The organism is Neoalteromonas arenosi (assembly GCF_030362855.1).
GTDB classification, from domain to species: domain Bacteria; phylum Pseudomonadota; class Gammaproteobacteria; order Enterobacterales; family Alteromonadaceae; genus Alteromonas_E; species Alteromonas_E arenosi.
On sequence record NZ_JAUCBP010000007.1, the window covers coordinates 903,891 to 927,048 of the forward strand.

The window sequence follows — 23,158 nt, forward strand, 5'->3', positions numbered from 1 at the left end:
CAAATACCGAAACTACTCTATATCGCAAAAAGCGCATTCGCTGTTTGGTTTAATTCCCGATGGGACAGGACTCTACCCTACCGGGTCTAGGATGACTGGCGTTATACGTCGATACCCAACAACGTTCGTATAATGAGCAGTAACAAATATCAAATTTCATCTGCCAAAAATCATCCATAAAGCGTTGAATTATTGGCTGGGTTTCTGGGTTATTTGGCCAAGTCACCTGCCAGATGATTTTCTCTTCGCCTGCGCCGAGTAGGTAATTTCCAATTTGCCCCTGATACTCGTCTATAGAGCTTAACCCGCTTGGAAACAGATTTTTAATTTCAGCAGCGTGAGTAATATTTTTACCGGCTATTTCCCACGCCCCCTGCCCGATAAAAGCAGGGCCTACGCCTTCGTTGCGAGCGGAGAATAAAAGTACGCGAACTGAATCCCCTTCGGCAGTTGTTTGAGTGACATACTGACTACTCAACTCAACAACCGGAAAAACATCTGCGTGCTGCTGGGCGCGATAAATCCGCGACTGATCCCAACCTACATACAATGCCACACAGGCAACGATGAGTGCGGCATAGCTGGTCAAATCTTGTGTCGATATTCTTCTCATGCGAAATTACCTTTTAATTACCACTCAATACACCTTTATCAGCGCGGCTTACGTCCCAATGAAGCCGTCATACTGCCCAATACTACGCAACCAGCCCCAAGGTACGCGAGCCAATCTAACTCCGTTACCACGAATACATCTGGCCACACTCGGATCGCTACTGCTGTTGCTAAGAACGTAAACAGTGGCGCTGTCGCGACCACCGCCCCTACTTTTGAAGCCTCCCAAATACCCAGTGCATAGGTAAATGCGCCATACGCAATCAGCGTGTTTAAGCAACAAAATATCAAGGCCAAGACTTGCAGCAGCGGTAAGTCGAAAATGCCCAATGGTGACGTCCAAGGAATGAGTATTAATCCGCCAACGATATAAATGATGAAAGTCAGTTGACGTGCACTGAAGTGTTGTAAAAGTGGCTTTTGGATAAGGGCATAGATAGCCCAGCAGGCGCCCGCGCCAACAACAATGGCGATACCAATTGGCTGTTCTTGGTCAGAACTTGCGATTTGAGGTAAGCGTTGATGAAAAAACAGCATTAATCCGATCGTTAATATCGCTGCCCCCACCAACTGTAAATGCGAGAAAGACTCGCGAAAAATAACTACGCCCCCCAACATTAGCAGCAAAGGAGCGACCTGCATCAACACTTGCACTGATTCCGGACTTAAATACACCAGCCCTTGCACTGTCGCTACATAGTTCCCGGCTAACATCAGTGTTGCCAACAGACATAGCATCAGCAGCCGATAAGGCGATTTATGCAATACCTTAAGCTCATGACGCATAAACATCATCGGCAATAAAATAATGCCAGCACTCAAGAAGCGTACTGACGTAATGGTCACCGCATCCAGATATAACAGACACAACTTGAGAAACACCGGCAATACGCCCCACATAACGGCGGTGAGTAATGCCAGAGAAAAGGCTACTTTAGGACGGTAATTTAACGCTACTACAACTGCCAATACAGTTAACTCTGTAAGTCTTCAAGATCCTCAATAATAGCGTTCATTTCTTTCATTAGCTTGCGTTTTTGTTTATCAGTAAGCGTTGTGTGTAGTTCCGATACCATGGTTGCATACAACAAGCGGTTGCGCTCGATGGTCTGCACGTGTTGATCGGTACGGTAAACATCTGGATTAACCATCAATTCGGTTAACTCTGCAACGAAATTGGGGTTGCTGTCGCGGGTAATAAATAATTGACGCGCAGCTTGCTGAACATCGCGTCGATACGTCAACCAGAAATCATAGGTTGATTCAAATTGTGGTGCATAGGATTCGATAATGGACGCTTGGTCGTCGGTGATTCGGCCAATCATGTCTTCCACTTGTTCAATAATACTTTCCGTGCGGCGCTCAAGTCGCTCTTGTTCGTCGAGTTCCTCTCGCTCTTCCTCTTCTTTACGGTTTTCTTTGTCAAGCGCGGCGAATAGATAAATGACTTGATCGTCTGTGAGCAATGGGGCCATTTGGGCCAATTCAGGACTGAGTTTATTGCGAACGCGTTCCCAATGTTGACGAGCATTATCGAACTCTTGCGCAATCTCCTCGGGGGTCATAGGTTCACCGAGCGCCTTGGCCTTTACCCGCTCTAGGTGGGCCACATATTGGTTGAGCTCTTCAGAGCGATGCCAATCTAACCAAGTCGCCAATTTTGCATCAAACTGCTCTTCTTGTTGATCAGAAAACTCGATATAGTCGTCCACATACCAATACACCAACCAGTCCAAGTTGTTATAAGCAAATTTAGACGAACAGCCGGTGGTGGTAATCAATAATAAAACAGTAAAAACAACGTGGCGCATGAATCACAACTCCCTTTCTATACCAAACAAGCATACGGTGATAAGCATTCACTGTCGCTACAACAAATGTAAGGATATGTGACTTGCCAAAACCGGATACCTTGCGTAGCGTGTATAACTGTTACGACCGATCACGAGCAAAAGGATTCACTTTGTAATGAAAAAAATTGCCGTATTAACATCAGGTGGCGACGCCCCTGGTATGAATGCCTGTATCCGAGCCATTGTGCTCACCTGTGAACGTCTCAAACTCAAGGCCTATGGCTACTTGCACGGCTATAACGGTCTGCTACAACAGCATTACAAAAAACTCGAAGCCAAAGACATGCATAATCTTATCCAGCGTGGTGGCACAGTGTTGCACAGCGCGCGATGTCTTGAGTTTAAAACGCCCGAGGCAGCGGTGGTAGCGGCCAAAAATCTCAACGAATTGGAAATAGATGCCCTCATCGTAATTGGGGGTGACGGTTCATTCCGAGGGGCCCACCACCTGAGTCAGCATTGGCAAGGACAAGTCATTGGATTGCCCGGCACGATTGACAACGATATTTACGGTACTGATGCAACCATTGGTTACTATACGGCGATTGAAACCGCGGTCAGTTCTATCGATAAGGTGCGCGATACGGCTGATGCCTTTGAGCGTATATTCTTAATCGAGGTAATGGGCCGCCACGCAGGTTTTATTGCCCTGAATGCGGCACTTGCCTCAGCGTCTGATCACGTCATAGTACCCGAACTGTTTGAAACAACGGAAAAAGCCCTGGCGGCAATGCTTGAGGAGCTGCAATACCGACGCGACAATCATGGCAGTGTCAGTTACATCATTGTTATTGCTGAAAACGTTTGGCCTGGTGGCCTGGGTGCCTTAGTGAGTGAATTAGAGCAGCGTACCGGTAGCGAAGTAAGGCCTGTAATTCTTGGCCACGTGCAGCGCGGCGGGTCACCTGTACCTCAGGACCGTATTCTAGCAAGTAAACTGGGTAGCCATGCCATACAAGCTATCATAGACGGTCAAACAGGAGTGATGATCGGTGAGTGCAACGGTGAGCCCGTTGCTGTGCCCTTAGAGCAAACATGGGCCCAACAAAAACCGTTAGAGCCCTTTTGCGTAGAAGCCATGAGTCAACTGGTCAACGCTACCACTGACTAAGCTCTCAGCTTATAGATTCATCGCTTGTTTGACGCGATCGCGATGACTGCGGCTGACTTTAAGTTCTGTGTCGTTATGCAAAATCAGGTGGTACTCACCACTAACATGGCTGACTAACTTCTTGACAAAATTGATGTTCACCAGCGCTGAGCGGTGCACGCGAATAAAGGTTTTTGGATTTAATGATTGCTCCAACTCCTTCATCGTTTTGCGCATAATATGCATGCCTTCTTTGGCATGCACACACATATAATCACCCGCCGCGTCAACCCATTGAATATCGGCAACGGGAACGCGTGTCACCTCGGAACCATCTTTAATCGACATAACATCTGGGTACGGTGATGATTCAACCGGTTCACCGGCCGCTAACTTGCGCAGGATCTCTTCACAATCATCGCCAGTCAGATCAGCCACCAGGTTTACCAGTTTGTTAGTGTTGTCTTGATTCTGCTGCGCTGACAAAGTATCGCGGACTTTACTTAGCGCCGCTTCTAAACGCATATCGTCTATTGGCTTCAATACGTAGTCCAAGGCGTGGATGTCGAACGCTTTAATGGCGTAGCTGTCGTAGGCAGTAACAAACACAATCAGCGGCATTGGCTGTTTGAGTTCACGCAGTTTGTGGATCACTTGAAAGCCATTTAACTCGGGCATTTGAATATCCAAAAACACTAAGTCAGGACGCTCCTGTGAAATTGTGGTAACCGCATCAAGACCGTTGTTGCACTCCCCGACTATTTCGACATCAGCATGCGCTTGCAATCTGAGTTTTAATCCTTGTCTTGCCAGAGGTTCATCATCTACTACCATGACTCTTAGCGTTTTATTCGTCATGCTCTACTTCCTTTAATTCATAGGGTATACGAAGACTCACTCGCAGCCCATTCGGTTGGTTATTCGCGATCACGAATGAAAAGTTCTTGCCATAAAGCGACTGTAAGCGTTCGCGAATATTAGGTAAACCGACACCGTGTTCCCGGGTTAGTTTACCGTTTTTAATTTCCGCTCCAGGGCCATTATCGGCCACATCAATCAGTAAATCAGAACCGAATATTCGCGCAGTAATTGTGATCTTGCCATCTTTGCTTAACTTAGAGATAGCATATTTGATTGCGTTTTCGATTAAAGGTTGCAAAATCATGCTTGGCACGAGCGCACGTTCACAGCGAGGCTCTATTTCCCATGCAACGCTTAGGCGATCATCAAAGCGAACCTTCTCAATCTCCAAATACAATCGCAGCGCTTGAATCTCCTGAGCTAGAGGCACTTTCTTAATCGGATCGTTATCAAGTGAATAGCGCAAGAAATTGCTTAATCGAGTTACCATGCCCTCAGCAGTTTTGTTGTCCTGCATTAAAATCAAGGTCGATATCGCGTTCAGCGTATTAAACAAAAAATGCGGATTGAGTTGATAGCGCAACATTTTGATATGCGCTTGGTGCGCCATCGTTGACGCTTTTAAGGCATTTTGTTTCTCTTTTTGTAGCATTTGGAAGTTCTTAATACCAAAGTACAAACCTCCCCAACACACAATCATGATCAATGAATTAATGGTATTCGAAAAATACATATACCATTCGTCGGGCCTGTAACCGTGCTTATAGATTTCCCAATAGTTCACGTTTTTGATCAAGGCCCACAGGGACGCCACAATGTAGATTGCAACGGCGACACTCACCAGCATTTTTACCGCTGATTGACGCTTACTCCAGCGAAAGACATAACGCAAAGGAATGGTCAGCAACCAACCAGCATAAGCGTTCATTATGATTATTAAGAACCAGATAGACCGCATGTCATGCAGCAGTGATTCGATGTAATAGACTAGAGCGAACCCTGTCCACCCTGCGGTGTGCAGGGTCCAGAACAGGCGTTCATTGTTATCAAAAACTTTTTGCCAACGGACCACGAGTAACTCTTTTGACATACCTTACTCGTATTATAAACAGCGAATAGACGACCAATAGTACACTGGTCGTAATAGCACACCGACTGGTCGCATGAAGTGTAAATTAATGGCGCGGTCTCTTAGTAACTAATGTTCATGCGTTTTAACCAATGTACCCACCACCAAGCAGGACCAATCAATAAAAAGCGCAGGTCTTCAAAAAATGATGGTTTCTTTCCTTCCACCTTGTGACCGATAAACTGTAATATCCACATCACGACGAATAAGACAAGACTGAAATACAACACACTGAGTCCTGAATTTTCAACTAACTTGATGCAACCGAATGACACGATTGTCAGCAATGTCATTGCTGCCCCTATCGGTCCTGACAACTTAAAGTAATAATACAGCACAGGAATTGCCACGATATGTGCAAAATTAACATTAAACTGCGCAATGAACTCCGGTACAGGGATAGACCAAATTAAGCCAATACTGACTAAATAAATCGAAGGAACCGCAATGGCGTGGATCCAAATATTGGTTTTATTTTGATGACTTTCACCATATTTATTAATCAATCTTTCAATCTGTCGCATTGGACGTCTCTCTTAAGCTAAACCGTAATAATGTGACGCTCTAACAATACGTCAACATCACTATTAGATGAGTCAAACTGGATACCCATATACAAGTGCCCAGCATCTTTCTTTAAATTTTTTATCACGCCTTTTAATATGATGGTTTTATCGCTGAGATCAATACACAAGGTGACCTCAGTTTCAACGGCTAAATCCTCAGCTGACGTATCGTCAAAATGTGTCTGGTCGAGCAATACGCGACAGCCGCTTTGAGACACATCGACGATCACGCTTTTCACAGCTTCGCCATCTTCACCAACCGTTATCTCGGCTGCTATGCCAGGCGAAGTGCGCTTTTCCGAGCGGAGCCCTAAGCTTTGCAATGCCTTCGGTACCGTCGTAAAAAACAAATTACTCGGTTGCGATTGAATGTGATTGATCTTGGCTTTGAAAGCGATTACTTGACCACTATCGCCTTCCAATACATAACGCACAATCACCGTATTCTCTGGATACAAAACATCCTTTAACACACCGTACTTATTCATATTGGGGAATTGAAATACCATACAGCGAGGATAGTCCATTCCGACGTACTGAGTTTTAACCCGTTTAGGGCTGGTTGGCGTAGAGATCTGTAAATCAACCAAGGTTCCGGGCTGTAACGCTCGTAAACTGGCTAAATCAACAGCAGAAAGACCGCTACTGTTTTTTTTGTTGTTATTTGTCACAGTAAAATGATGGTGCTTTGTATTTGTTAAAAGCATAATCTGCCTTCAATCACAAAGCAATAAGGGTTCAATAATGGCTGACGCACCAGGCATTCGTTATACACTTCAACCGCATAGCATTTCTCAACACCTGTTTGCCGTCACCATAGACATCCCCGCCCATGATACGAATATCCTGTTATTGACTCTACCCGCTTGGATTCCAGGCAGTTACCTTATCCGCGATTTTGCCAAAAATATTGGGGAATTTAGCGCAACAGCGAATGATGTACCTATATCATGGCATAAGACAGATAAACAAAGTTGGTCACTGTTAACCGGTGGCCAAGCATGCCAGATACAGTATACGGTTTACGCTTTTGACTTATCAGTACGCAGTGCCTACCTATGTGATGAGTACGGTTTTATCAACGGTACCAGCGCCTTCATGCAAGTTGCAGGTTTCACTGATCGCCCGCACCACGTCACTTGCAAAAACGCAACGACAGCCAATGTGGCAGCTTGGTGTCTTCGCACTGGCATGCCTGCACACAAAGTCGATCAGCAAGGGTTTGGTGAATACATTGCGGAGAACTATCAAGCACTGACAGACTATCCGCTGCTATTTGGTCAGTTTATTGAACACTGCTTCACCCATCTAGATATTGATTTTAGTTTGATTTTTACCGGTGAACTGCCGTTAGACCTGTTGCGCATGGAGCGCGATTTAAAGCCAATTTTGGCTGAGCATATAAATATGTTTGCTACGCCGCCCCCGGTAGACAAATATATGTTTATTACGTTACTAGCAGAACAAGGTTATGGCGGCTTAGAGCACATGAACTCTACGGTTTTGCTGTTTCCTCGTTGGGATTTACCTCAGGTCGGAGAGAGCCCCGAAATAAGTACGAGTTACCGTGATTTCCTCGCCTTGTGCAGCCATGAATTTTTGCACACTTGGCACGTAAAACGGATCCGGCCGGAAGGGTTTGAGCAATATCAACTTGCGCAGGAGTGCTATACCGAACAACTGTGGATCTATGAGGGGTTTACTTCGTTTTACGACGATGTTGCTCTAGTCCGTTCCGGGGTAATACCCCCAGAGCAGTACCTCGAAATTCTCGGTAAAAACATAACTCGAATTATGCGAAATCCAGGTCGCTTTAAGCAAAGTACTGCAGAGTCTAGCTTCGATGCATGGACTCGCTTTTATCAGCAAGACGCAAACTCGATAAACCATATTGTCAGTTACTATACCAAAGGCGGCTTGATCGCATTGTGTCTAGACGTATACCTGCGCACTCAAACCGGTGACACTAAGAACCTCGATGATGTCATGCGCTACTTATGGCAGAACTATGGGCTAACTGGGCAAGGAACACCAAACAACATAGTTGAAATAGCAGTACAAGCAGTTGCGGGTATAGATTGTAGTGCTTTGTTGAAAGCTTTAGTTCATCAACCCGGTGACTTACCTTTGGCTGAAAGCCTAACCAATATCGGCGTTAGGATGAACCTAGCATACGCTGAAAACAGTGATGATGTTGGTGGTAAGCCAAGTAAGACAGGCCATAGAAATAACTTAGGGATCAATGTTGCCGCGGCTGACCTGGGATTAAAAGTGACTCAGGTTCGCGAAGGCGGCAGTGGCGACCAAGCCGGCATGCAAGTCAATGATCATTTGATCGCGATTAATGACTGGGTGGTCAATAAAAACAATTTGCACCGCATTCTGCAGCACTTGAACAATAGCGCAGTGATAACACTCGTAAGAGATGGTCGCCTTTTGACTATCAACGCGACCATCAATAGCTCACTTCCGGATACATGTTACTTGACTATCAGTGATGAAACCAAGTTTAACCACTGGCTGGGATTACACAGTAAAAGCGTTTAGTTTCACTCTCGCTCAGGTACGAGTAACTGCGGATCGACCCTCACCTTACCCCAATTGATCCGCCAATCTAAATGTGCACCTGTAACACGGCCGGTCGCACCAATCTCCGCAATCAGTTGCCCTTGTTTTACGTAATCGCCCACTTCAACGTGGGCCTTGTGTAAGTGAATAAAAGTCGATGAAACTTTGTGACCATGGTCAATGATCAAAGTGCCACCCGAGAAGTACATGTCAGGGACAAACAGGGTCACGACCCCATCAGCAGGCGCAAGCACAGGCGTTCCCGTTGGTGCCGCGATATCAAGCCCATAATGTGGTCGGCGAGGCTCTCCGTTAAGCATCCGCTGGCTACCATAAACCCCACTCAAACGCCCTTCAGCAGGCCAAATGAATGACTGCATAAAATAGTTAAAGTCGGTATCACCAGCTCGAGCTTGAGCAACTTGCTGGTTGTCTTGGCGGATCCGGGCAAGCACACTTTCATCTGGCGTGACCATATTTTGTGGTAAACCGTCAATCCGTTGAATGTCGTACTCCCTAGAAGGTAACGCGTAACGCTTGGAACCACTCTCACTCGCTGATTGCCACTCGATTTCAATACTTCCAGTGGCGTCACGGCTCAAGCCAAACACAAAATCGCCGTTGGGACTGACTTTTAGAGCTTCACCATTAAATAGGATGCGTGTTTCGGGAGTCTCCACAACACCGCGCACAAGTGCTCCGGGTTGAGGCTCATCTAATAACGTAAATGCAGCTCTGGCTGAAAAGCTGACCCAGATCGCTGCAATCGATAGAAAAATTATAGTGCGAATTGAACGCTTAACCATTTGCTATGGCTCCCTTACCAACACCTTCAAATGCTATGACGGTAAAATGTTTACTGGGTTCCATTCGCTGTTGTTCGTGTAACATGTGTTGCGCTAAACACTCTACAGTAGAATCTTGATTAATCAGCTCGCTTTCAGCTTTAGCGATTACCAGTTCAAAATAGCCCTGCGACGCTTCATAGGAGAAACAATGAGCATAGCTAAAGTCTTTATCGACACCCTGCAAGCGCAGCTCTTCAGGCGCTATTAGATCTTCGTAAGTACCAATATAGATATCACTCCAGCGCGTCGCCCAATAGTTCTCAGCATTAAAGTCCTCTTCGCCATCAGTCTTAACAATTACTTTTGAGCGATGACCATGCGCTATGCGTTGACAGTTTCCCTCGTGCTTTTTAAGACCATGCGTGTAGTGATAAAACGGCGTATTAATAACTTCAGTGCGCAGCTCAAGTGTAATGTCATCTACGTTATCGGGTAGGTGTGTGGCAATGATATCGGTCAAATATTGCTTGACCGAATCCATATCAACCTCTTCGGCATACACAAAAGCGTATGCCTCATCGGGACATAACAAGTAAATACTGGCATCCTGTTCTACCAGTTCACCCTGCTGTTCCGCGATTTTAATCCGTTCAAAGTTGACCTGCACCAACTCCGCGGTTTCGTCGTGAATTATAGTGGTGCATGGAGATTCAACTGGTACGAGTAACTTGTGATCGACATATTGATCAATCAGGCGCTTCAAATCTTTTTTTACATTACCAAAGTCTTGTATCATGCTCTCTTCATTTAGCTCACCGGCTAAAATCACATCGACGATCCAGCTCTCACCAACCATGCCGCGTTTCGGGCAAAGGTAAGAGAAATCCATTACAGTCAAATCATTTACAAATAATTGCATTGTTACCTTAGTTTTTCATGCCAACTGTGTGGCCATATTCCGTTTATAGTATACCTAGGTTTATTCACTACCTAGAGATTTACGCCGGTTACTTTTCGCTGCGCAACAATTGGTCCTTCAAGTTGGGCGGAATACCTCGGATCACTAAGGTGTCAGTGGTCGCATCATAACGAACCTTGTCACCGTAAAGTTTGCGATCAAAGCTCAAACTAATTCCACCTCCTTGCCCGCTGAACTTTGCTAGTTGCTTCAGCACTGTTTTATCCGGCTGAAAGCTGTCATCTAATTCGGCTTCGCTATCTTCAACAAATTGTTTAAAGTCGAATTTTTGTTCTAAATCTGCAGGTAATTTTGCCGTTAGTTCACTCAATACAATATCGTCACCGGCAGCAATTTTTTCTTTGTAGTAATCTTGCACCACTTCGCGATGTGTTTGCTTTTCTTCGATGTCCAGCTGTTCCGTTGATAGGTACGCATCAACAGAGTCGATAAGCTTTGCGTTCTGTTGTTTGACATCCATTAGCTCCTCGCAGCCTAAAAAAGTCATGAAAAAATCAGCGACTTTTCGGCCCATTCGTCCCTTGATAAAACTAATGTAACGATTCTGCTCTGGCTGAACACTTAATTGCGTTAGATCGATGCGCGCGGCCAGTTGCATTTTTGCTAGATCCAAGTGCTCACTGATGGATAATTCTAGCTGCTTATCAACGTGCACATGCTGTTTGGTATTGAGTAAACACACCATTAAGTAATCGGTAGCCAAATACTCATAATGACAAAAGACCAAGAACCCCGTTTCGATCATTTGCATCTCAGCCATTGTTCTAACCAAATGCTGACCTGCCGCCACGGTAAATTGTTGAAAGATCGAATCATCCTGATTTTCAGCTAGGCTCGCTAACGTTGCGCTCAATGACGCTTGAAAGTTAAATTCAGCTTCATCGTCAGGCACTGCAAAATTACCCACCCCTTTACCAGGCTTGGCATTGAACGCATGGTTTATTTGCTCAGCAAGGACTTCTATCGATGAAGTTACATCGATACATTGGCTACGCGGGGCAATTGTGAGCTTCTTTTCAGCAGTAACAAGTAGTTGATGAACAATAAATTGATGTATGACAGCACTCATGCAGAGACATTTTCCTAAATTTGATTCACGTCGCGAAGATTGCGCAGATGATTAAACTTTGCGATAAACATTGTTATCGTTAAAGCAGCGATTATAATCGATCTAAATAAAAAACCATGCCTTTTCATAAAAACAACCATAAATAGAGTATTGCATGCCTATACAATCACGTTACTCCACTGCGCAAATTGAAACAGTTATGCAAGCCGTTGTTGATACGTTAAATCAACACGGATGTGACCGAGAGTTGTCTTTGATGGTGCTTGGCAATACCGTCACAACCGTGCTCAATCAGCAATTTGAACCCGCTCAACGCGAGGCGGTTGCGCAACAATTTTGTGCTGCATTGCAAAAAAGTTTAGGTTAGTCGCGTATGATTTTAGCTGAATCTCCGCGTCGACAGCGCGTCACGAAATTAGTCAACTGGGGTCATTGGTTTGCACTTGCCAATATTATTTTGGCCTTGGTGATTTCTTCTGTGTTTGTTTTTTCGTCACCTGCTACAGGCACACCATTAGGCAATATTTATCTATTTGCCAATTGGTTCGGTCATATCGGCTTTCTAACCTTTTGCGGCTTCGTAATTTTTATTCTTCCACAATGCTATTGGGTCACAAACCCCAATATCGTCAAAGGCAGTGGTACTGTTATAGCAGCGGTAGGATTGGCCTTATTGGCGTTTGACGCCCTGATATACAATCGTACGGGTTTTCATATCACATTGAGCTCAGCAGAGCTGGTTCGATCTGAAACCCAAAATCAACTCAGTGCATTTTCGTGGCAACAGTGGGCATATTTGGGCTTGCTGTTTGTCGTTTGGCTTGGTTTCCAACTAGTCCTCGCCAATGCCATCTGGAAGCGTATTGATCGTTTGGTCAAACATAAAATTGGCACTTCAGTGACTACTTTGTTTGTGCTTTGCTTTGTTTCTAGTCATGCAATGCACGTATGGGCTGATGCACGCTTGTACCAGCCGATTATTAAGCAGGACAACATGTTCCCGTTGTCTTATCCAGCGACGGCAAAGACCTTACTCTCGCGTTATGAATTGCTTGACTTAGAGAGCTACCAGCAACGCAAGCAATTGCAGTTTGACCCGCAACTAAAATCTGCCACCTACCCTTTGTCGTCAATCTTTTGCAGTATTGACCCAGAACAGTCGACGGCAATTTTTGTACAGACCGACAACGCTCCTATTGAAACTATCGCAGCACTCGATTTACGCCAAAATAAGCGATTCTATATGCCTTCGCGTGATATTCAGTCACTCGTTCACACCACATTATTTGGAGCACCAGAAATTTATGCGCAAAGCTTAAATGATTTTACACCGGTTATTTTCGACATGGCTGAAGCGTTCAATTTGCCCGTTATTGTCGATACTGACCCCAACTTAGTGCCGCAACCGGGCAATGCAGTAGTCACTGAAGACGCGTTGCGCTATGTCAACACGTTGATCGGCGGCAAGCTAGTCATTGTTTTTGCATCCGCAGCTGAAATCGACCAGTGGTTATCGATTCCCCTAATAGCTCGCAGCCATCTATTAATTGCGACCGGGTTTGATGCGCAAGAACCAAACGCTACTGGCACGTTGTACAGTAGCGCAGATATTGTAGACACCATTGCTACAACTGAAGATATTTTGCCAACGGCTTTACATATGATGGGCTGCGAGGCTGATACAGGGCTCTACTCTACTGGTCAAAACCTTCTCAAACCGATACGAAATTGGGTGGTAACAACTAGTGGTGAAAAAATAATCCTAATGCACGGCGAATTGCGCACAGAGATCATGAGCAATGGCAGTTACGAAATTACTAATCTTATCACCGGAGATCGAAGTACAGCGGCACTGAACACAGATTTACTCAGTCAAGCTATCAAGCATCTCAGCCGCTTTTCTGCGCCGCAATAACCCTTTCAAAGCGGTTGTAGCAAGTTGAGGTCGTCGATCACTTCTATTTGACTCATGACGCGGCGTAACTGTTCATGCTCGTGTAATTGCCCGCGTTGTTCGCCCGCTAAATCATATAGGATTGGGCGCGCTACACCCGCTGCAGTAGCGGCGATGATATCGATTACCTTATCTCCAACCATCACAGAACGACCTAAATCAATGTTTAGCTCATCGCTTGCAGCTATTAGCATTCCTGGCGCAGGCTTACGACAACCACACGGATTTTCGAGCGTATCGTATTGAGGGTGATGGGGACAATAGTAGTAAGGTACCTCAGCAATACCCTTGGCACTAAATTGACGCTGAATATAGGCCATGACTTGATGAAAGTCTTCATGACTATACATACCTCGCGCAATGCCTGATTGATTAGTAACGATAACGGGCTGAAATCCGGCAGCAACAAAACGTCGGATTAAGGCAAAAACACCAGGAATAAACTCAATATCATCGGCTTTGTAAACATAACCGTGATTGACGTTAATAACGCCATCACGATCAAGAAAAAGTGCAGGTTTTTTCGCGTTCGTCATTACTGTCTCACTATCGTTCGACGAACGCACTTGGGCTATTTCGCCGAGAACATTTTAAATATGCTCGAAAAATCTAGTTTACCATTACCCTGCTTACTATGCAGTTTATACAAGCTTTGCGCCTGCGAGCCCATGGGGACCGCCGAATTCGACTGAGCTGCACATTGAGTCGCGAGCATCAAATCTTTATTCATTAAGTCAACCATGAATCCGCCTTGGTATTGATTCGATGAAGGCACGTTTGGCATAACGTCTGGACACGGATTATAAAGCTCTAACGTCCAGTTGCGCCCTGAGCTTTGTAGCATAATCTCAGACAATACTTTGGGATCTAAACCATTATCTATCCCCAACTGTAACGCTTCAGCAGTGCCCGCCATTAAGATCGACAACAACATGTTGTTGCATATTTTAGCCACTTGACCAGCGCCACAGTCACCTGCATGGAAAATATTCTTACCCATTGCCTCAAGTACGGGGCGAGCAGTATCTAAATCGGTTACATTACCGCCCACAATAAAGGTTAACGTACCCGCTTGTGCGCCACCTACACCACCAGAAACAGGCGCATCAATAAAACGTACACCTCGGGCTTGCAAACCTTCTCCTACCGCTCTGGCAGACTCTGCATCAATAGTGCTGCAGTCAATGACTAATGCCCCTGGCTTTATATGTTGTCCAGCCCCCGTGTCGTCGAGATACAGGGATCGTACGTGCGCACCTGCGGGCAACATCGAAATGATGATATCAGCATGAGCAACCGCCTCTGCGGCCGTCGACGCTGACGTTGCACCTGCATTACACAACTTCTCTACCGCCGCAGGCACTAAATCAAATACCGCGACGCTGAAGTTGTGTTTTAGTAAATTTTCGGCCATCGGGCCGCCCATATTACCTAAGCCAATAAATCCGATCTGGGTCATAGCGATTGTCCTAATAGTGCTAAGGGGTGTTCTTCAGTTGTCCACGGAGAAGTAAAAAACCATTCAATGGTTTCCTGAGGGACTGCTGAGATGCTGTTAAAACGCCATTGCGGCTGCATGTCTTTGTCGATTAATAGCGCTCTGACGCCCTCAGCAAATTCGCCGAACTCTCCGCAACGACACGACAAATCAAGCTCCATGCGGAAACAATCCGCCAAGCTTAGTGATTGAGCGCGACGCATTTGTTCAAAAACAATGTGAGCGGTGATCGGTGAGCCGTTGGCCAAACCTTTCTGCGCGCGAGCCAACCATTTATTGTCAGTACTATCTAATGCCAAAATATTGTTTGCGACAGTTTCAACGTCGGTTGCATTGCACGCCTGTGCAATGATATTCACCGCAGGTTCAATCTGTGCCGACGGACGGTCTTTTGACAGTCCATCAAAGGTTTTCAATACAATATTAACCACCTGGTGCATCTCACGGACCGCATTTATGGTTGAGCGTTCAGACGGCCATGGTTGGCGCTTGAGCGCATCGATGAGATCTTCGCTGGTGTAGACTCCGAGATAGTAATCGGCGAGTTCGACATACAGTGCATCGACAGCGTTCATACTAGCACCGGTTAGACCGAGGAATAGCCCTAAATTGTCACGCATCTTTTGCAAAAACCAACTACCGCCCACATCCGGATATAAACCGATAGTAATTTCCGGCATCGCAATTCTTGAAGTTGCCGTAACGACGCGGTGACTAGCTCCATTGAATAAGCCTAAACCTCCGCCCATAACGATACCATTACCCACCACAATTATAGGTTTGTCATAAGTGTGAATGCGATAATCGAGTTGATACTCAAGATTGAAGAAATCCTGCAAAAACTGCGGTGTTTTACCTGGCTCTTGACGCATCGCATTGTACATTGATACGACATCGCCGCCGGCACAAAATGCTTTATCGCCAATACCGTCTAACACAATACAAACGATGTCTTCGTTGCCTTCCCACTCAAGTAATTGTGCATCAATCCGGCGCACCATAGATAAATCAATAGCATTTAATGCTGCTGGTTTATTTAGCCGAATATGGCCAATAAAGGTGTCAGCTTCCGTAGCAATGGTTGTACATATAACACTTTGTTCGGTCATAAATGATCCTACAGTATTTCTGCTGCATCAGATAATAGACGACGTGCAATGATCACACGCATAATTTCGTTCGTTCCTTCAAGGATTTGATGCACACGAACATCACGCACATAACGCTCTAGTGGATACTCTTTGATATAACCATAACCACCGTGGATTTGTAGCGCTTCGTTGCACACTTTGAAGCCGACATCGGTAGCAAAGCGTTTTGCCATCGCACAATAAGTCGCGCGGTCTGGATGTTTTAAGTCGACCTTACTGGCCGCTAAGCGGACCAATTGTCGTGCAGCAACCAGTTCAGTGTTCATATCAGCTAATTTAAACTGTAACGCTTGGAACGCGGCTAATGGTTTACCAAATTGCTGGCGTTCATGCATGTACTCTCGCGCAGTGTTCAATGCTTGCTGTGCTGTACCGATAGAGCAAGTGGCAATATTTATTCTTCCGCCATCTAGCCCCTGCATAGCCAACTTAAACCCATTGCCTTCTTGATCAAGTAACGCACTTTTTGGCAATTTAACATTGTCGAAGGTAACCATCCTTGTCGGCTGGGCGTTCCAGCCCATTTTTTCCTCTGGTTTGCCATAGCCAACGCCGTCGGCATCTGCCGGAACAACAAATGCTGATACACCGCTCGCACCTGCGCCTCCTGTGCGCGCCATTACGACTAGAACATCAGTTGAGCCAGCACCAGAGATAAACACCTTTGAACCATTCAGAATATAATGTTCGCCATCTAACTTAGCATTGCTTTTCAGCGACGCAGCATCGGAACCTGAACCCGGCTCAGTCAAGCAGTAAGAGGCAAGTTTTTGGCCGGCAATCAGATCATCACACCATTGTGCTTTAGCATCTTCAGTGCCCCAAGTAGCAATCATCCAGGTTGCCATGTTATGAATGGTCAACATCGCCGTTGTGGTGGTACACCCCATGGCAAGTTGTTCAAAAATAATCGACGAATCAAGGCGCGATAAGCCTAAGCCTCCCGCTTCCTCGGGAGAGTAAAGGCCACAGAAACCAAGCTCGCCAGCTTGACGAAAGGTATCTGTAGGGAACGTATGCTCACGATCCCACTCTGCGGCAAAAGGCGCTAACGCTTGGTCAGAAAATTGTTTGGCTGTTTCTGCAAACGCAATTTGATCATCAGTCAATTCAAAATTCATAAAATACCCCGCCCTTTTATCGCAGTGAGATTGTCATGTTAGGACCAGATGGAATATCGTTTTCAACCCAACGTGACGTAATGGTTTTAGTTTCTGAATAGAAGCGAATCGCTTGCTTTCCATAAGCATGCAAATCACCGTAAAATGAATTTTTCCAGCCAGTGAAAGAGAAAAATGGCAAAGGTACGGGAATAGGAATATTGATACCCACTTGACCCACTTCTACATCGCTTTGATATTTGCGTGCAGCGGCACCGCTATTGGTGAATATAGACGTGCCGTTACCGTATTGATTAGCATTTACGATAGCTAATGCTTCTTCGAGGGTGTCAACGCACATGCAACATAATACCGGACCAAAAATTTCTTCTTGGTAAATACGCATGTCGGCAGTTACGTTACTGAAAACAGTTGGGCCGACCCAGTTGCCTTGCTCGTACCCTTCGACAGTTGCATCACTGCCGTCTACTAAGCACGTAGCGCCTTCATCTTTACCGCTTTGAATTAACTCAAGCACGCGCGCCTTCGCTTTGGGGCTGATCAGCGGGCCAAATCCAGCTTCTTTGTCGTTCCATATACCGGGTTTAACCTTTCCAATGCGCTCAGCGAGCTCTTCAATCCAATCCTTGCTATCCCCCACAAAAACCGCGACAGAAATCGCCATACAACGCTGCCCAGCTGCACCTACTGATGCGCCAACCATGTTATTAAGTACGTGCTCTTTATTCGCATCCGGCATGATAACGGTGTGGTTTTTAGCACCTGCAAAGCATTGTGCGCGCTTCATATTCGACGTGGCCGTACGATATATGTATTGACCAACAGGCACTGAACCGACGAAAGAAACAGCTTTGACTGTTGGATGGTTAAGCAGAATATCGACCTGTTCTTTGCCACCGTGCACGATATTCAGCACGCCTTCTGGCGCTCCGGCTTCAATAAATAGCTCAGCCAAACGCATGGGTGTCAATGGATCCTGCTCTGAGGGCTTTAATACGAATGTATTGCCGCATGCAATTGCCATTGGGAACATCCACAACGGGATCATCGCTGGGAAGTTAAATGGCGTGATACCCACACAAACCCCCAGCGGTTGGATATAACTGTAGGTGTCGATATTACGGGCAACATTTTCAACCGTCTCACCCATCATCAATGCTGGGATGTTCATCGCTTGTTCAACAACTTCGATACCACGCCAAACGTCGCCTTTAGCGTCATCAAATGTCTTTCCCGTTTCACTCGCTAGTATCGTTGCCAACTCATCGTGGTGTTCTTTCAATAAATGCTGATAGCGCATCATGACGCGCGCACGCTCGGGAGTTGGCACTTTGCTCCAAGTTTTAAACGCATTCTGAGCAGCGGCGATAGCGGCTTCTACTTCAGCATCCAAGGCTACCGGCGCTTGCGCGATGGCTTCGTTATTCGCAGGGTTTGTGACGGCAATAAATTGTGAAGACTCTGATTCAACAAATTGTCCGTTAATCAGTAAGGGTACGGTTTGCATGTGATTTTCCTAGCGGATTTTTGAATTGCGCTAAAGATACCCTCATCTTACCTTGACGTAAACGTAAACCTAAATGGTCCGCGTAGTGTCGTTGTAAAAATTTTGTGACGCAATTCAATTTTCGCTTGGTTATCATTAACAATAACTAAACATCAATAACGCAGTGGCGTTTTTATGACCAGCTGATATTCTGCTGTTGGAATGGTTAAAAATCGAAACAAAAAACCTTATGAGCTCTAAAACGCGAATAGCGATTGTTGAGGATAATGCCAGTGCGAGAATTCACTTGCGCAGTCATCTGTTGTCTCTGGGCAACCTCGACATCTCAAGCTATAGCAACGGCAACGAACTCAAAGCGGCTTTGCGAACGCAATCAGTTGACGTCGTTCTGTTCGATTATCATTTAGGTCAGCACAAAAATGGGGTTGAATGGGTTAAGAGTCTGCAGAAATCAGGGTTGCTTAAACCGTCTACAGGGATCTTATTTATAACCTCTGATCAGACGCCACAAACCATTGGCCATATTGTTGATTTGCAACCCGATTTTCTGATCATCAAGCCCTACACTATTCGTTCAATGAAGCAAACCGTCAGTCAATATCTCGCAATTCGCAAAGCAACTGCGGCGGCGTTACATGCGCTAGATGCAGGTGATCATAAATCGGCTTTGCAAAATGTCGACAGCCTACTTAGCAAGCAACAGTTCGCGCGGATCCGCATCCATTTGCTCAAGCTTAAAGCGCGCATTCTTCTGTTACTGAAACGCTACGATGACGCAATGACACTCTATGAGTCCGTGCTAACGCGTTCGGAAAATGTCATATGGGCTCGATGGGGTGCGATTAAATGTCTGTTTATGAGTGGTGATTGGCAACAGTGTCAAACGGCAATCGGCGATTTGCTCGAACTAAAATTAACCCAAAACAAAGCTTATGAATGGCTCGCTTGTATTGCGTTTGAAGAGCACAATTTCGAGAAGGCCGAACGTTGGTTAGACAACATAAAAACCAGTGAGCTCACGATGCAAGCAACGCGTTTAAAAACACTCACCTATCAAATGCAAGAGCGGATTGACGATGCTATCGCGCTTCTGGAACGCAAGCGCATGAGCAATTTGAGTGTAAAAGAGCACCGCGATGAACTGACCTTTGAATTAGCCGATTGCCATATTCGGCACGCAGCAACAGTAGATGAAGAGGAGCGCAGTGAAAATTTGTATAAAGCGCGGTGTTTAATTGGCAATGCAGGTCGTCACGCGGGCGATCGTCAGGCACATCAGCGCCGCGATTACATGTTGAGCTTTGCCAATATCTTGGAAGGCGACACTGAACGCGCCAAACGCCTACTCAACAATGATTGGATGCACGATTTCTCGCGCTCTGAGGCCAACACTATGGTCATAGCAGCACAAGTCTGGCACGGTGTTGGAGACGAACAACGTGCTCAACAAATCCTTGAATTATGTGCGGCGAAAAGCGAACAACTCGATGATCAAATTGAGCATATGATGATTGAGACCCAAATCATCGCTGGAGAAAAAGCAATTGGTGTTGCCGAAGACAAAGCCCTAGCGTTAAACAGTGAAGGTACCGAAGCCTTTGTGGCTGGAAATAACCTGTTAGCACTGGAAAAGTTTGCTGAAGCTTATCGCTTAGCCAATCACATTCCGGCATTTGCATTAAACCTTCTACAAAGCATGGTGCGCCAGAAGATCTCAAATTATCGTGGCACCCACACCGTTAGTCTACTCGAAGACCTAGAAAGTATGGAACTATCCGAAACCAATCAAATTCGTCTGAACGATATTCGCGCCGCCATTAATCAGACGCTTGCAAGGTTTCAGGTTGAACCGTTTGAACCATCCACCGAATCTTCCTCTACACCCGCTTGAACTCAGCTCAACTATTTAAAACGGCGCAATAAGCTGGATGTATCATTGCGACCACCACCCATTGCTTGTACATCGGCGTAAAACTGATCAACCAAAGCGGTCAATGGTAGACGCGCTCCTACTTGATTGGCATTATCTAAGGCAATTTTGAGATCTTTGCGCATCCAATCCACTGCAAAGCCAAAATCGTATTCACCAGCCAGCATAGTCTTGGCGCGGTTTTCCATTTGCCACGATTGCGCTGCCCCTTGACTGATGGTGTCGATGACTGCTTGGCAATCCAACCCCGCACATTGACCAAAGTGTAATGCTTCGGCTAACCCCTGCACAACACCAGCGATACAAATTTGATTCATCATCTTTGCTTGCTGACCTGCACCAATATCACCAATCAATCTGACGCACCGAGCGAAATGCTGTAAGGTTTGCTCAACTTTGTCATAGGTCTCTCGCTGGCCCCCCATCATTACCGTTAATACGCCATTCTCGGCGCCAGCCTGGCCACCGGACACCGGCGCATCTAAAAAGCCGACTTGTTGTTTTGCACAGGCGGCTTCAAGCTCAACAGCCAACTCTGCCGATGCCGTGGTGTGATCCACTACAATAGCGTTTTCGCTAGCACCAGCCAATACACCATCATCGCCGTACATGACCGAGCGCACGTCATCATCATTGCCCACACATACTAAAATTAATTCAGCGTCTGCAGCGGCCTCTCGAGGCGTTTTACATGCACTACCTTTGTACTCTGTCATCCATGCTTGGGCTTTCGAGTAAGTGCGGTTGTATACTTTCACACTTAACCCTGCGTTTGCGAGATGTCCCGCCATTGGATATCCCATTACGCCTAAGCCCACGAAGGCTACATTATTGATAGTCATTACACGGTTACCTTACATGCTGTGATCCGCAGCCATAAAGCCATTTGATAGACCCTGATAAATACATAACAAAGATCGATTTGGCATTGTCAAAAGCTGCACTTTTTCGTTTATACTCAATGACAAGATAATAACAGGAAACAACAATGTCGCAGCCAATTTATGACCATGAAGTCGCGCTCAACAATGGCGAGTTAAAATCACTTAAGGATTACGAAGGTCAGGTGATTTTGATCGTCAATACAGCGAGTAAGTGCGGATTTACACCGCAATATGACGGATTACAGGCTTTGTATGACGAATATAAAGACAAAGGGTTTACAATTTTAGCATTTCCTTGTGACCAGTTTGGTCATCAGGAGCCAGGTGATGATAATGAAATTCAGCAATTTTGTAGTCTTAACTTCAATGTGAGTTTCCCGCTGTTTAAAAAGATTGAAGTTAACGGCGAAAATGCTTCACCGTTATTTAACCAATTAAAAGCAGATGCTCCTGGCTTACTGGGTAGCAAGGGTATTAAGTGGAATTTCACCAAATTTCTAGTAAATCGCGACGGCAAAACCGTTGAGCGTTTTGCCCCTGCAACTAAACCTGAAGCGCTGAAGCGCAAAATCGAAGAACTGTTGTAAGTTATGCGGAGTGCTGACGCTTCTCGAATAGCCTTCTTCAGCAGTAAACGCTATGACCAAGAGATGTTTGAGCCTTTGGCTCAAGCATCGAAATTACACATTGATTTTAAAGAGCCCCGCTTAGATCAAACCACAGCCCCTCTCGCAGCAGGTGCAAAGCACGTATGTGTCTTTGTCAATGACGAAGTTAACACCAGCGTGGTTGAACAGTTAGCGAGTCTGGGTGTAGAGCATATTGCTCTGCGTTGTGCGGGCTACAATAATGTTGATATTGAAAGCTGCCGCGCTGCGGGTATCAGAGTGAGTCATGTGCCCACTTATTCGCCCGAAGCCGTGGCAGAGCATGCAATGGCTTTGATCCTAACCCTCAATCGCAAGATGCACAAAGCCTACAATCGGGTCAAGGAAGGCAATTTTGCGCTACAGGGATTATTGGGTTTTACCATGCATGGCAAAACTATTGGGATTATAGGGACTGGCAATATTGGCAAAGCGTTCGTACGCATCGCTTTGGGTTTTGGCTGCAAGGTACTGTGTTTTGATCCCTATCCAGACCCGTCAATCATTTCTCCAAACTGTCAGTATGTAGAATTATCTGAATTATTCGCCAAATCTGACATTATTAGCCTCCACTGCCCGCTTATGCCGCAAACCCAGCACATTATTAATACCGACTCCATTGCTCAAATGAAGCCAGGGGTTATGGTCATCAATACTTCACGTGGTGGATTAATCGACACAGCAGCACTGATTAAAGGCCTAAAGTCCAAGCACATTGGTTTTGTAGGCTTAGATGTTTACGAAATGGAGTCAGAATTATTTTTTCGAGACCGCTCATGTGAAGTTATTCAAGACGACCTTTTCCAACGTTTATCGACTTTCCACAATGTACTGATTACTGGACATCAAGGTTTCTTTACGATTGAAGCGGTCACCGAAATAGCCAATACCACTTTGGCTAATATCCTTAACTTAAACCAGGGGCAACCCGTGGCTGCGCGCTTTTTATAA

23 protein-coding genes are annotated in these 23,158 nt (G+C 45.7%); 7 read left to right on the plus strand and 16 right to left on the minus strand.

The genetic code is table 11. The annotated features are described in order from the left end of the window. Positions 1-49: 49 nt before the first annotated feature. From QTP81_RS10405 to QTP81_RS10415, 3 genes are read right to left on the minus strand one after another with little or no spacing between them, the layout of a single operon-like run. Positions 50-613 (minus strand): hypothetical protein, encoded by a 564-nt coding sequence (locus tag QTP81_RS10405; RefSeq protein WP_289365314.1) that lies wholly within the window; start codon positions 611-613, stop codon positions 50-52. 38 nt (positions 614-651) lie between these two features. After that, positions 652-1,581: a DMT family transporter gene (locus QTP81_RS10410; protein WP_289365316.1), complete on the minus strand. Its 930-nt coding sequence runs from the start codon at positions 1,579-1,581 to the stop codon at positions 652-654. Positions 1,582-1,586: 5 nt separating this feature from the next. Next, on the minus strand, positions 1,587-2,423 hold the full coding sequence (locus tag QTP81_RS10415; protein ID WP_289365317.1) for a DUF6279 family lipoprotein: 837 nt from the start codon (positions 2,421-2,423) through the stop codon (positions 1,587-1,589). Between the two features lie 157 nt (positions 2,424-2,580). Between QTP81_RS10415 and QTP81_RS10420 the strand changes: the two genes are divergently transcribed. Further along, positions 2,581-3,576, plus strand: a complete 996-nt coding sequence (locus QTP81_RS10420; RefSeq protein WP_289365318.1) for an ATP-dependent 6-phosphofructokinase — start codon at positions 2,581-2,583, stop codon at positions 3,574-3,576. Between the two features lie 9 nt (positions 3,577-3,585). Here QTP81_RS10420 and QTP81_RS10425 read toward each other — a convergent pair whose 3' ends face one another. The 4 genes from QTP81_RS10425 to QTP81_RS10440 form a co-directional block, all read right to left on the minus strand. Next, positions 3,586-4,413 carry a LytR/AlgR family response regulator transcription factor gene (locus QTP81_RS10425; protein ID WP_289365320.1) on the minus strand — a complete coding sequence of 276 codons (828 nt, stop codon included), beginning with the start codon at positions 4,411-4,413 and terminating at the stop codon, positions 3,586-3,588. Beyond that, on the minus strand, positions 4,403-5,488 hold the full coding sequence (locus QTP81_RS10430; protein WP_289365638.1) for a sensor histidine kinase: 1,086 nt from the start codon (positions 5,486-5,488) through the stop codon (positions 4,403-4,405). Before QTP81_RS10430 ends, QTP81_RS10425 begins: the two co-directional genes overlap by 11 nt. 119 nt (positions 5,489-5,607) lie before the next feature. Next, on the minus strand, positions 5,608-6,069 hold the full coding sequence (locus QTP81_RS10435; protein WP_289365321.1) for an Mpo1 family 2-hydroxy fatty acid dioxygenase: 462 nt from the start codon (positions 6,067-6,069) through the stop codon (positions 5,608-5,610). 17 nt (positions 6,070-6,086) lie between these two features. Beyond that, the gene (locus tag QTP81_RS10440; protein ID WP_289365322.1) at positions 6,087-6,818 is read right to left on the minus strand and encodes a PilZ domain-containing protein; all 732 of its coding nucleotides are present in this window, start codon (positions 6,816-6,818) and stop codon (positions 6,087-6,089) included. Between the two features lie 37 nt (positions 6,819-6,855). Between QTP81_RS10440 and QTP81_RS10445 the strand changes: the two genes are divergently transcribed. Continuing rightward, entirely contained in the window at positions 6,856-8,658 is a 1,803-nt protein-coding gene (locus QTP81_RS10445; protein WP_289365323.1) for a M61 family metallopeptidase, read from the plus strand. Between the two features lie 2 nt (positions 8,659-8,660). Here QTP81_RS10445 and QTP81_RS10450 read toward each other — a convergent pair whose 3' ends face one another. The 3 genes from QTP81_RS10450 to yejK all read right to left on the minus strand — a co-directional run bounded on the left by QTP81_RS10450 (position 8,661) and on the right by yejK (position 11,515). Continuing rightward, positions 8,661-9,485: a M23 family metallopeptidase gene (locus tag QTP81_RS10450; RefSeq protein WP_289365325.1), complete on the minus strand. Its 825-nt coding sequence runs from the start codon at positions 9,483-9,485 to the stop codon at positions 8,661-8,663. Then, positions 9,478-10,386, minus strand: coding sequence for a 6-carboxytetrahydropterin synthase (locus tag QTP81_RS10455; RefSeq protein WP_289365327.1), 909 nt, complete (start codon positions 10,384-10,386; stop codon positions 9,478-9,480). Before QTP81_RS10455 ends, QTP81_RS10450 begins: the two co-directional genes overlap by 8 nt. A gap of 88 nt (positions 10,387-10,474) precedes the next feature. Further along, positions 10,475-11,515: a nucleoid-associated protein YejK gene (gene yejK / locus QTP81_RS10460; RefSeq protein ID WP_289365329.1), complete on the minus strand. Its 1,041-nt coding sequence runs from the start codon at positions 11,513-11,515 to the stop codon at positions 10,475-10,477. Between the two features lie 154 nt (positions 11,516-11,669). Here yejK and QTP81_RS10465 point away from each other — a divergent pair, with 154 nt between their 5' ends. Together QTP81_RS10465 and QTP81_RS10470 are read left to right on the plus strand one after the other, a co-directional pair. Then, positions 11,670-11,882, plus strand: a complete 213-nt coding sequence (locus tag QTP81_RS10465; RefSeq protein ID WP_289365330.1) for a YejL family protein — start codon at positions 11,670-11,672, stop codon at positions 11,880-11,882. A gap of 6 nt (positions 11,883-11,888) precedes the next feature. Further along, positions 11,889-13,430, plus strand: coding sequence for a DUF3413 domain-containing protein (locus tag QTP81_RS10470; protein ID WP_289365332.1), 1,542 nt, complete (start codon positions 11,889-11,891; stop codon positions 13,428-13,430). Positions 13,431-13,435: 5 nt separating this feature from the next. Here QTP81_RS10470 and QTP81_RS10475 read toward each other — a convergent pair whose 3' ends face one another. From QTP81_RS10475 to QTP81_RS10495, 5 genes are read right to left on the minus strand one after another with little or no spacing between them, the layout of a single operon-like run. Further along, positions 13,436-14,005, minus strand: a complete 570-nt coding sequence (locus QTP81_RS10475) for a D-glycero-alpha-D-manno-heptose-1,7-bisphosphate 7-phosphatase (protein WP_289365333.1) — start codon at positions 14,003-14,005, stop codon at positions 13,436-13,438. A 35-nt stretch (positions 14,006-14,040) separates the two neighbouring features. Then, positions 14,041-14,928 (minus strand): 3-hydroxyisobutyrate dehydrogenase, encoded by an 888-nt coding sequence (mmsB, locus tag QTP81_RS10480; protein ID WP_289365334.1) that lies wholly within the window; start codon positions 14,926-14,928, stop codon positions 14,041-14,043. Further along, complete coding sequence (locus QTP81_RS10485) at positions 14,925-16,076, minus strand: enoyl-CoA hydratase/isomerase family protein (protein ID WP_289365335.1); 1,152 nt, start codon at positions 16,074-16,076, stop codon at positions 14,925-14,927. The genes mmsB and QTP81_RS10485 overlap by 4 nt, the downstream gene beginning before the upstream one ends. Before the next feature lie 8 nt (positions 16,077-16,084). After that, positions 16,085-17,239 (minus strand): acyl-CoA dehydrogenase family protein, encoded by a 1,155-nt coding sequence (locus QTP81_RS10490; RefSeq protein ID WP_289365336.1) that lies wholly within the window; start codon positions 17,237-17,239, stop codon positions 16,085-16,087. Between the two features lie 16 nt (positions 17,240-17,255). Next, positions 17,256-18,746: a CoA-acylating methylmalonate-semialdehyde dehydrogenase gene (locus tag QTP81_RS10495; RefSeq protein ID WP_289365337.1), complete on the minus strand. Its 1,491-nt coding sequence runs from the start codon at positions 18,744-18,746 to the stop codon at positions 17,256-17,258. Between the two features lie 229 nt (positions 18,747-18,975). Here QTP81_RS10495 and QTP81_RS10500 point away from each other — a divergent pair, with 229 nt between their 5' ends. Then, positions 18,976-20,637, plus strand: coding sequence for a response regulator (locus QTP81_RS10500; RefSeq protein WP_289365338.1), 1,662 nt, complete (start codon positions 18,976-18,978; stop codon positions 20,635-20,637). 11 nt (positions 20,638-20,648) lie between these two features. On the opposite strand, the gene QTP81_RS10505 is transcribed toward QTP81_RS10500, so the two are convergent. Next, positions 20,649-21,518: an NAD(P)-dependent oxidoreductase gene (locus QTP81_RS10505; protein WP_289365339.1), complete on the minus strand. Its 870-nt coding sequence runs from the start codon at positions 21,516-21,518 to the stop codon at positions 20,649-20,651. Positions 21,519-21,664: 146 nt separating this feature from the next. Here QTP81_RS10505 and QTP81_RS10510 point away from each other — a divergent pair, with 146 nt between their 5' ends. After that, positions 21,665-22,147, plus strand: a complete 483-nt coding sequence (locus tag QTP81_RS10510; protein ID WP_289365341.1) for a glutathione peroxidase — start codon at positions 21,665-21,667, stop codon at positions 22,145-22,147. A 3-nt stretch (positions 22,148-22,150) separates the two neighbouring features. Next, positions 22,151-23,158: a 2-hydroxyacid dehydrogenase gene (locus QTP81_RS10515; RefSeq protein WP_289365343.1), complete on the plus strand. Its 1,008-nt coding sequence runs from the start codon at positions 22,151-22,153 to the stop codon at positions 23,156-23,158.

Coding starts and splice junctions, on each gene's coding strand:
- QTP81_RS10405 (WP_289365314.1), bottom strand. CDS start 613: ATGAGAAGAATATCGACACAAGATTTGACCAGCTATGCCGCACTCATC.
- QTP81_RS10415 (WP_289365317.1), bottom strand. CDS start 2,423: ATGCGCCACGTTGTTTTTACTGTTTTATTATTGATTACCACCACCGGC.
- QTP81_RS10420 (WP_289365318.1), top strand. CDS start 2,581: ATGAAAAAAATTGCCGTATTAACATCAGGTGGCGACGCCCCTGGTATG.
- QTP81_RS10425 (WP_289365320.1), bottom strand. CDS start 4,413: ATGACGAATAAAACGCTAAGAGTCATGGTAGTAGATGATGAACCTCTG.
- QTP81_RS10435 (WP_289365321.1), bottom strand. CDS start 6,069: ATGCGACAGATTGAAAGATTGATTAATAAATATGGTGAAAGTCATCAA.
- QTP81_RS10440 (WP_289365322.1), bottom strand. CDS start 6,818: ATGCTTTTAACAAATACAAAGCACCATCATTTTACTGTGACAAATAAC.
- QTP81_RS10445 (WP_289365323.1), top strand. CDS start 6,856: ATGGCTGACGCACCAGGCATTCGTTATACACTTCAACCGCATAGCATT.
- QTP81_RS10450 (WP_289365325.1), bottom strand. CDS start 9,485: ATGGTTAAGCGTTCAATTCGCACTATAATTTTTCTATCGATTGCAGCG.
- QTP81_RS10455 (WP_289365327.1), bottom strand. CDS start 10,386: ATGCAATTATTTGTAAATGATTTGACTGTAATGGATTTCTCTTACCTT.
- yejK (WP_289365329.1), bottom strand. CDS start 11,515: ATGAGTGCTGTCATACATCAATTTATTGTTCATCAACTACTTGTTACT.
- QTP81_RS10465 (WP_289365330.1), top strand. CDS start 11,670: ATGCCTATACAATCACGTTACTCCACTGCGCAAATTGAAACAGTTATG.
- QTP81_RS10470 (WP_289365332.1), top strand. CDS start 11,889: ATGATTTTAGCTGAATCTCCGCGTCGACAGCGCGTCACGAAATTAGTC.
- QTP81_RS10475 (WP_289365333.1), bottom strand. CDS start 14,005: ATGACGAACGCGAAAAAACCTGCACTTTTTCTTGATCGTGATGGCGTT.
- mmsB (WP_289365334.1), bottom strand. CDS start 14,928: ATGACCCAGATCGGATTTATTGGCTTAGGTAATATGGGCGGCCCGATG.
- QTP81_RS10485 (WP_289365335.1), bottom strand. CDS start 16,076: ATGACCGAACAAAGTGTTATATGTACAACCATTGCTACGGAAGCTGAC.
- QTP81_RS10490 (WP_289365336.1), bottom strand. CDS start 17,239: ATGAATTTTGAATTGACTGATGATCAAATTGCGTTTGCAGAAACAGCC.
- QTP81_RS10495 (WP_289365337.1), bottom strand. CDS start 18,746: ATGCAAACCGTACCCTTACTGATTAACGGACAATTTGTTGAATCAGAG.
- QTP81_RS10500 (WP_289365338.1), top strand. CDS start 18,976: ATGAGCTCTAAAACGCGAATAGCGATTGTTGAGGATAATGCCAGTGCG.
- QTP81_RS10505 (WP_289365339.1), bottom strand. CDS start 21,518: ATGACTATCAATAATGTAGCCTTCGTGGGCTTAGGCGTAATGGGATAT.
- QTP81_RS10510 (WP_289365341.1), top strand. CDS start 21,665: ATGTCGCAGCCAATTTATGACCATGAAGTCGCGCTCAACAATGGCGAG.
- QTP81_RS10515 (WP_289365343.1), top strand. CDS start 22,151: ATGCGGAGTGCTGACGCTTCTCGAATAGCCTTCTTCAGCAGTAAACGC.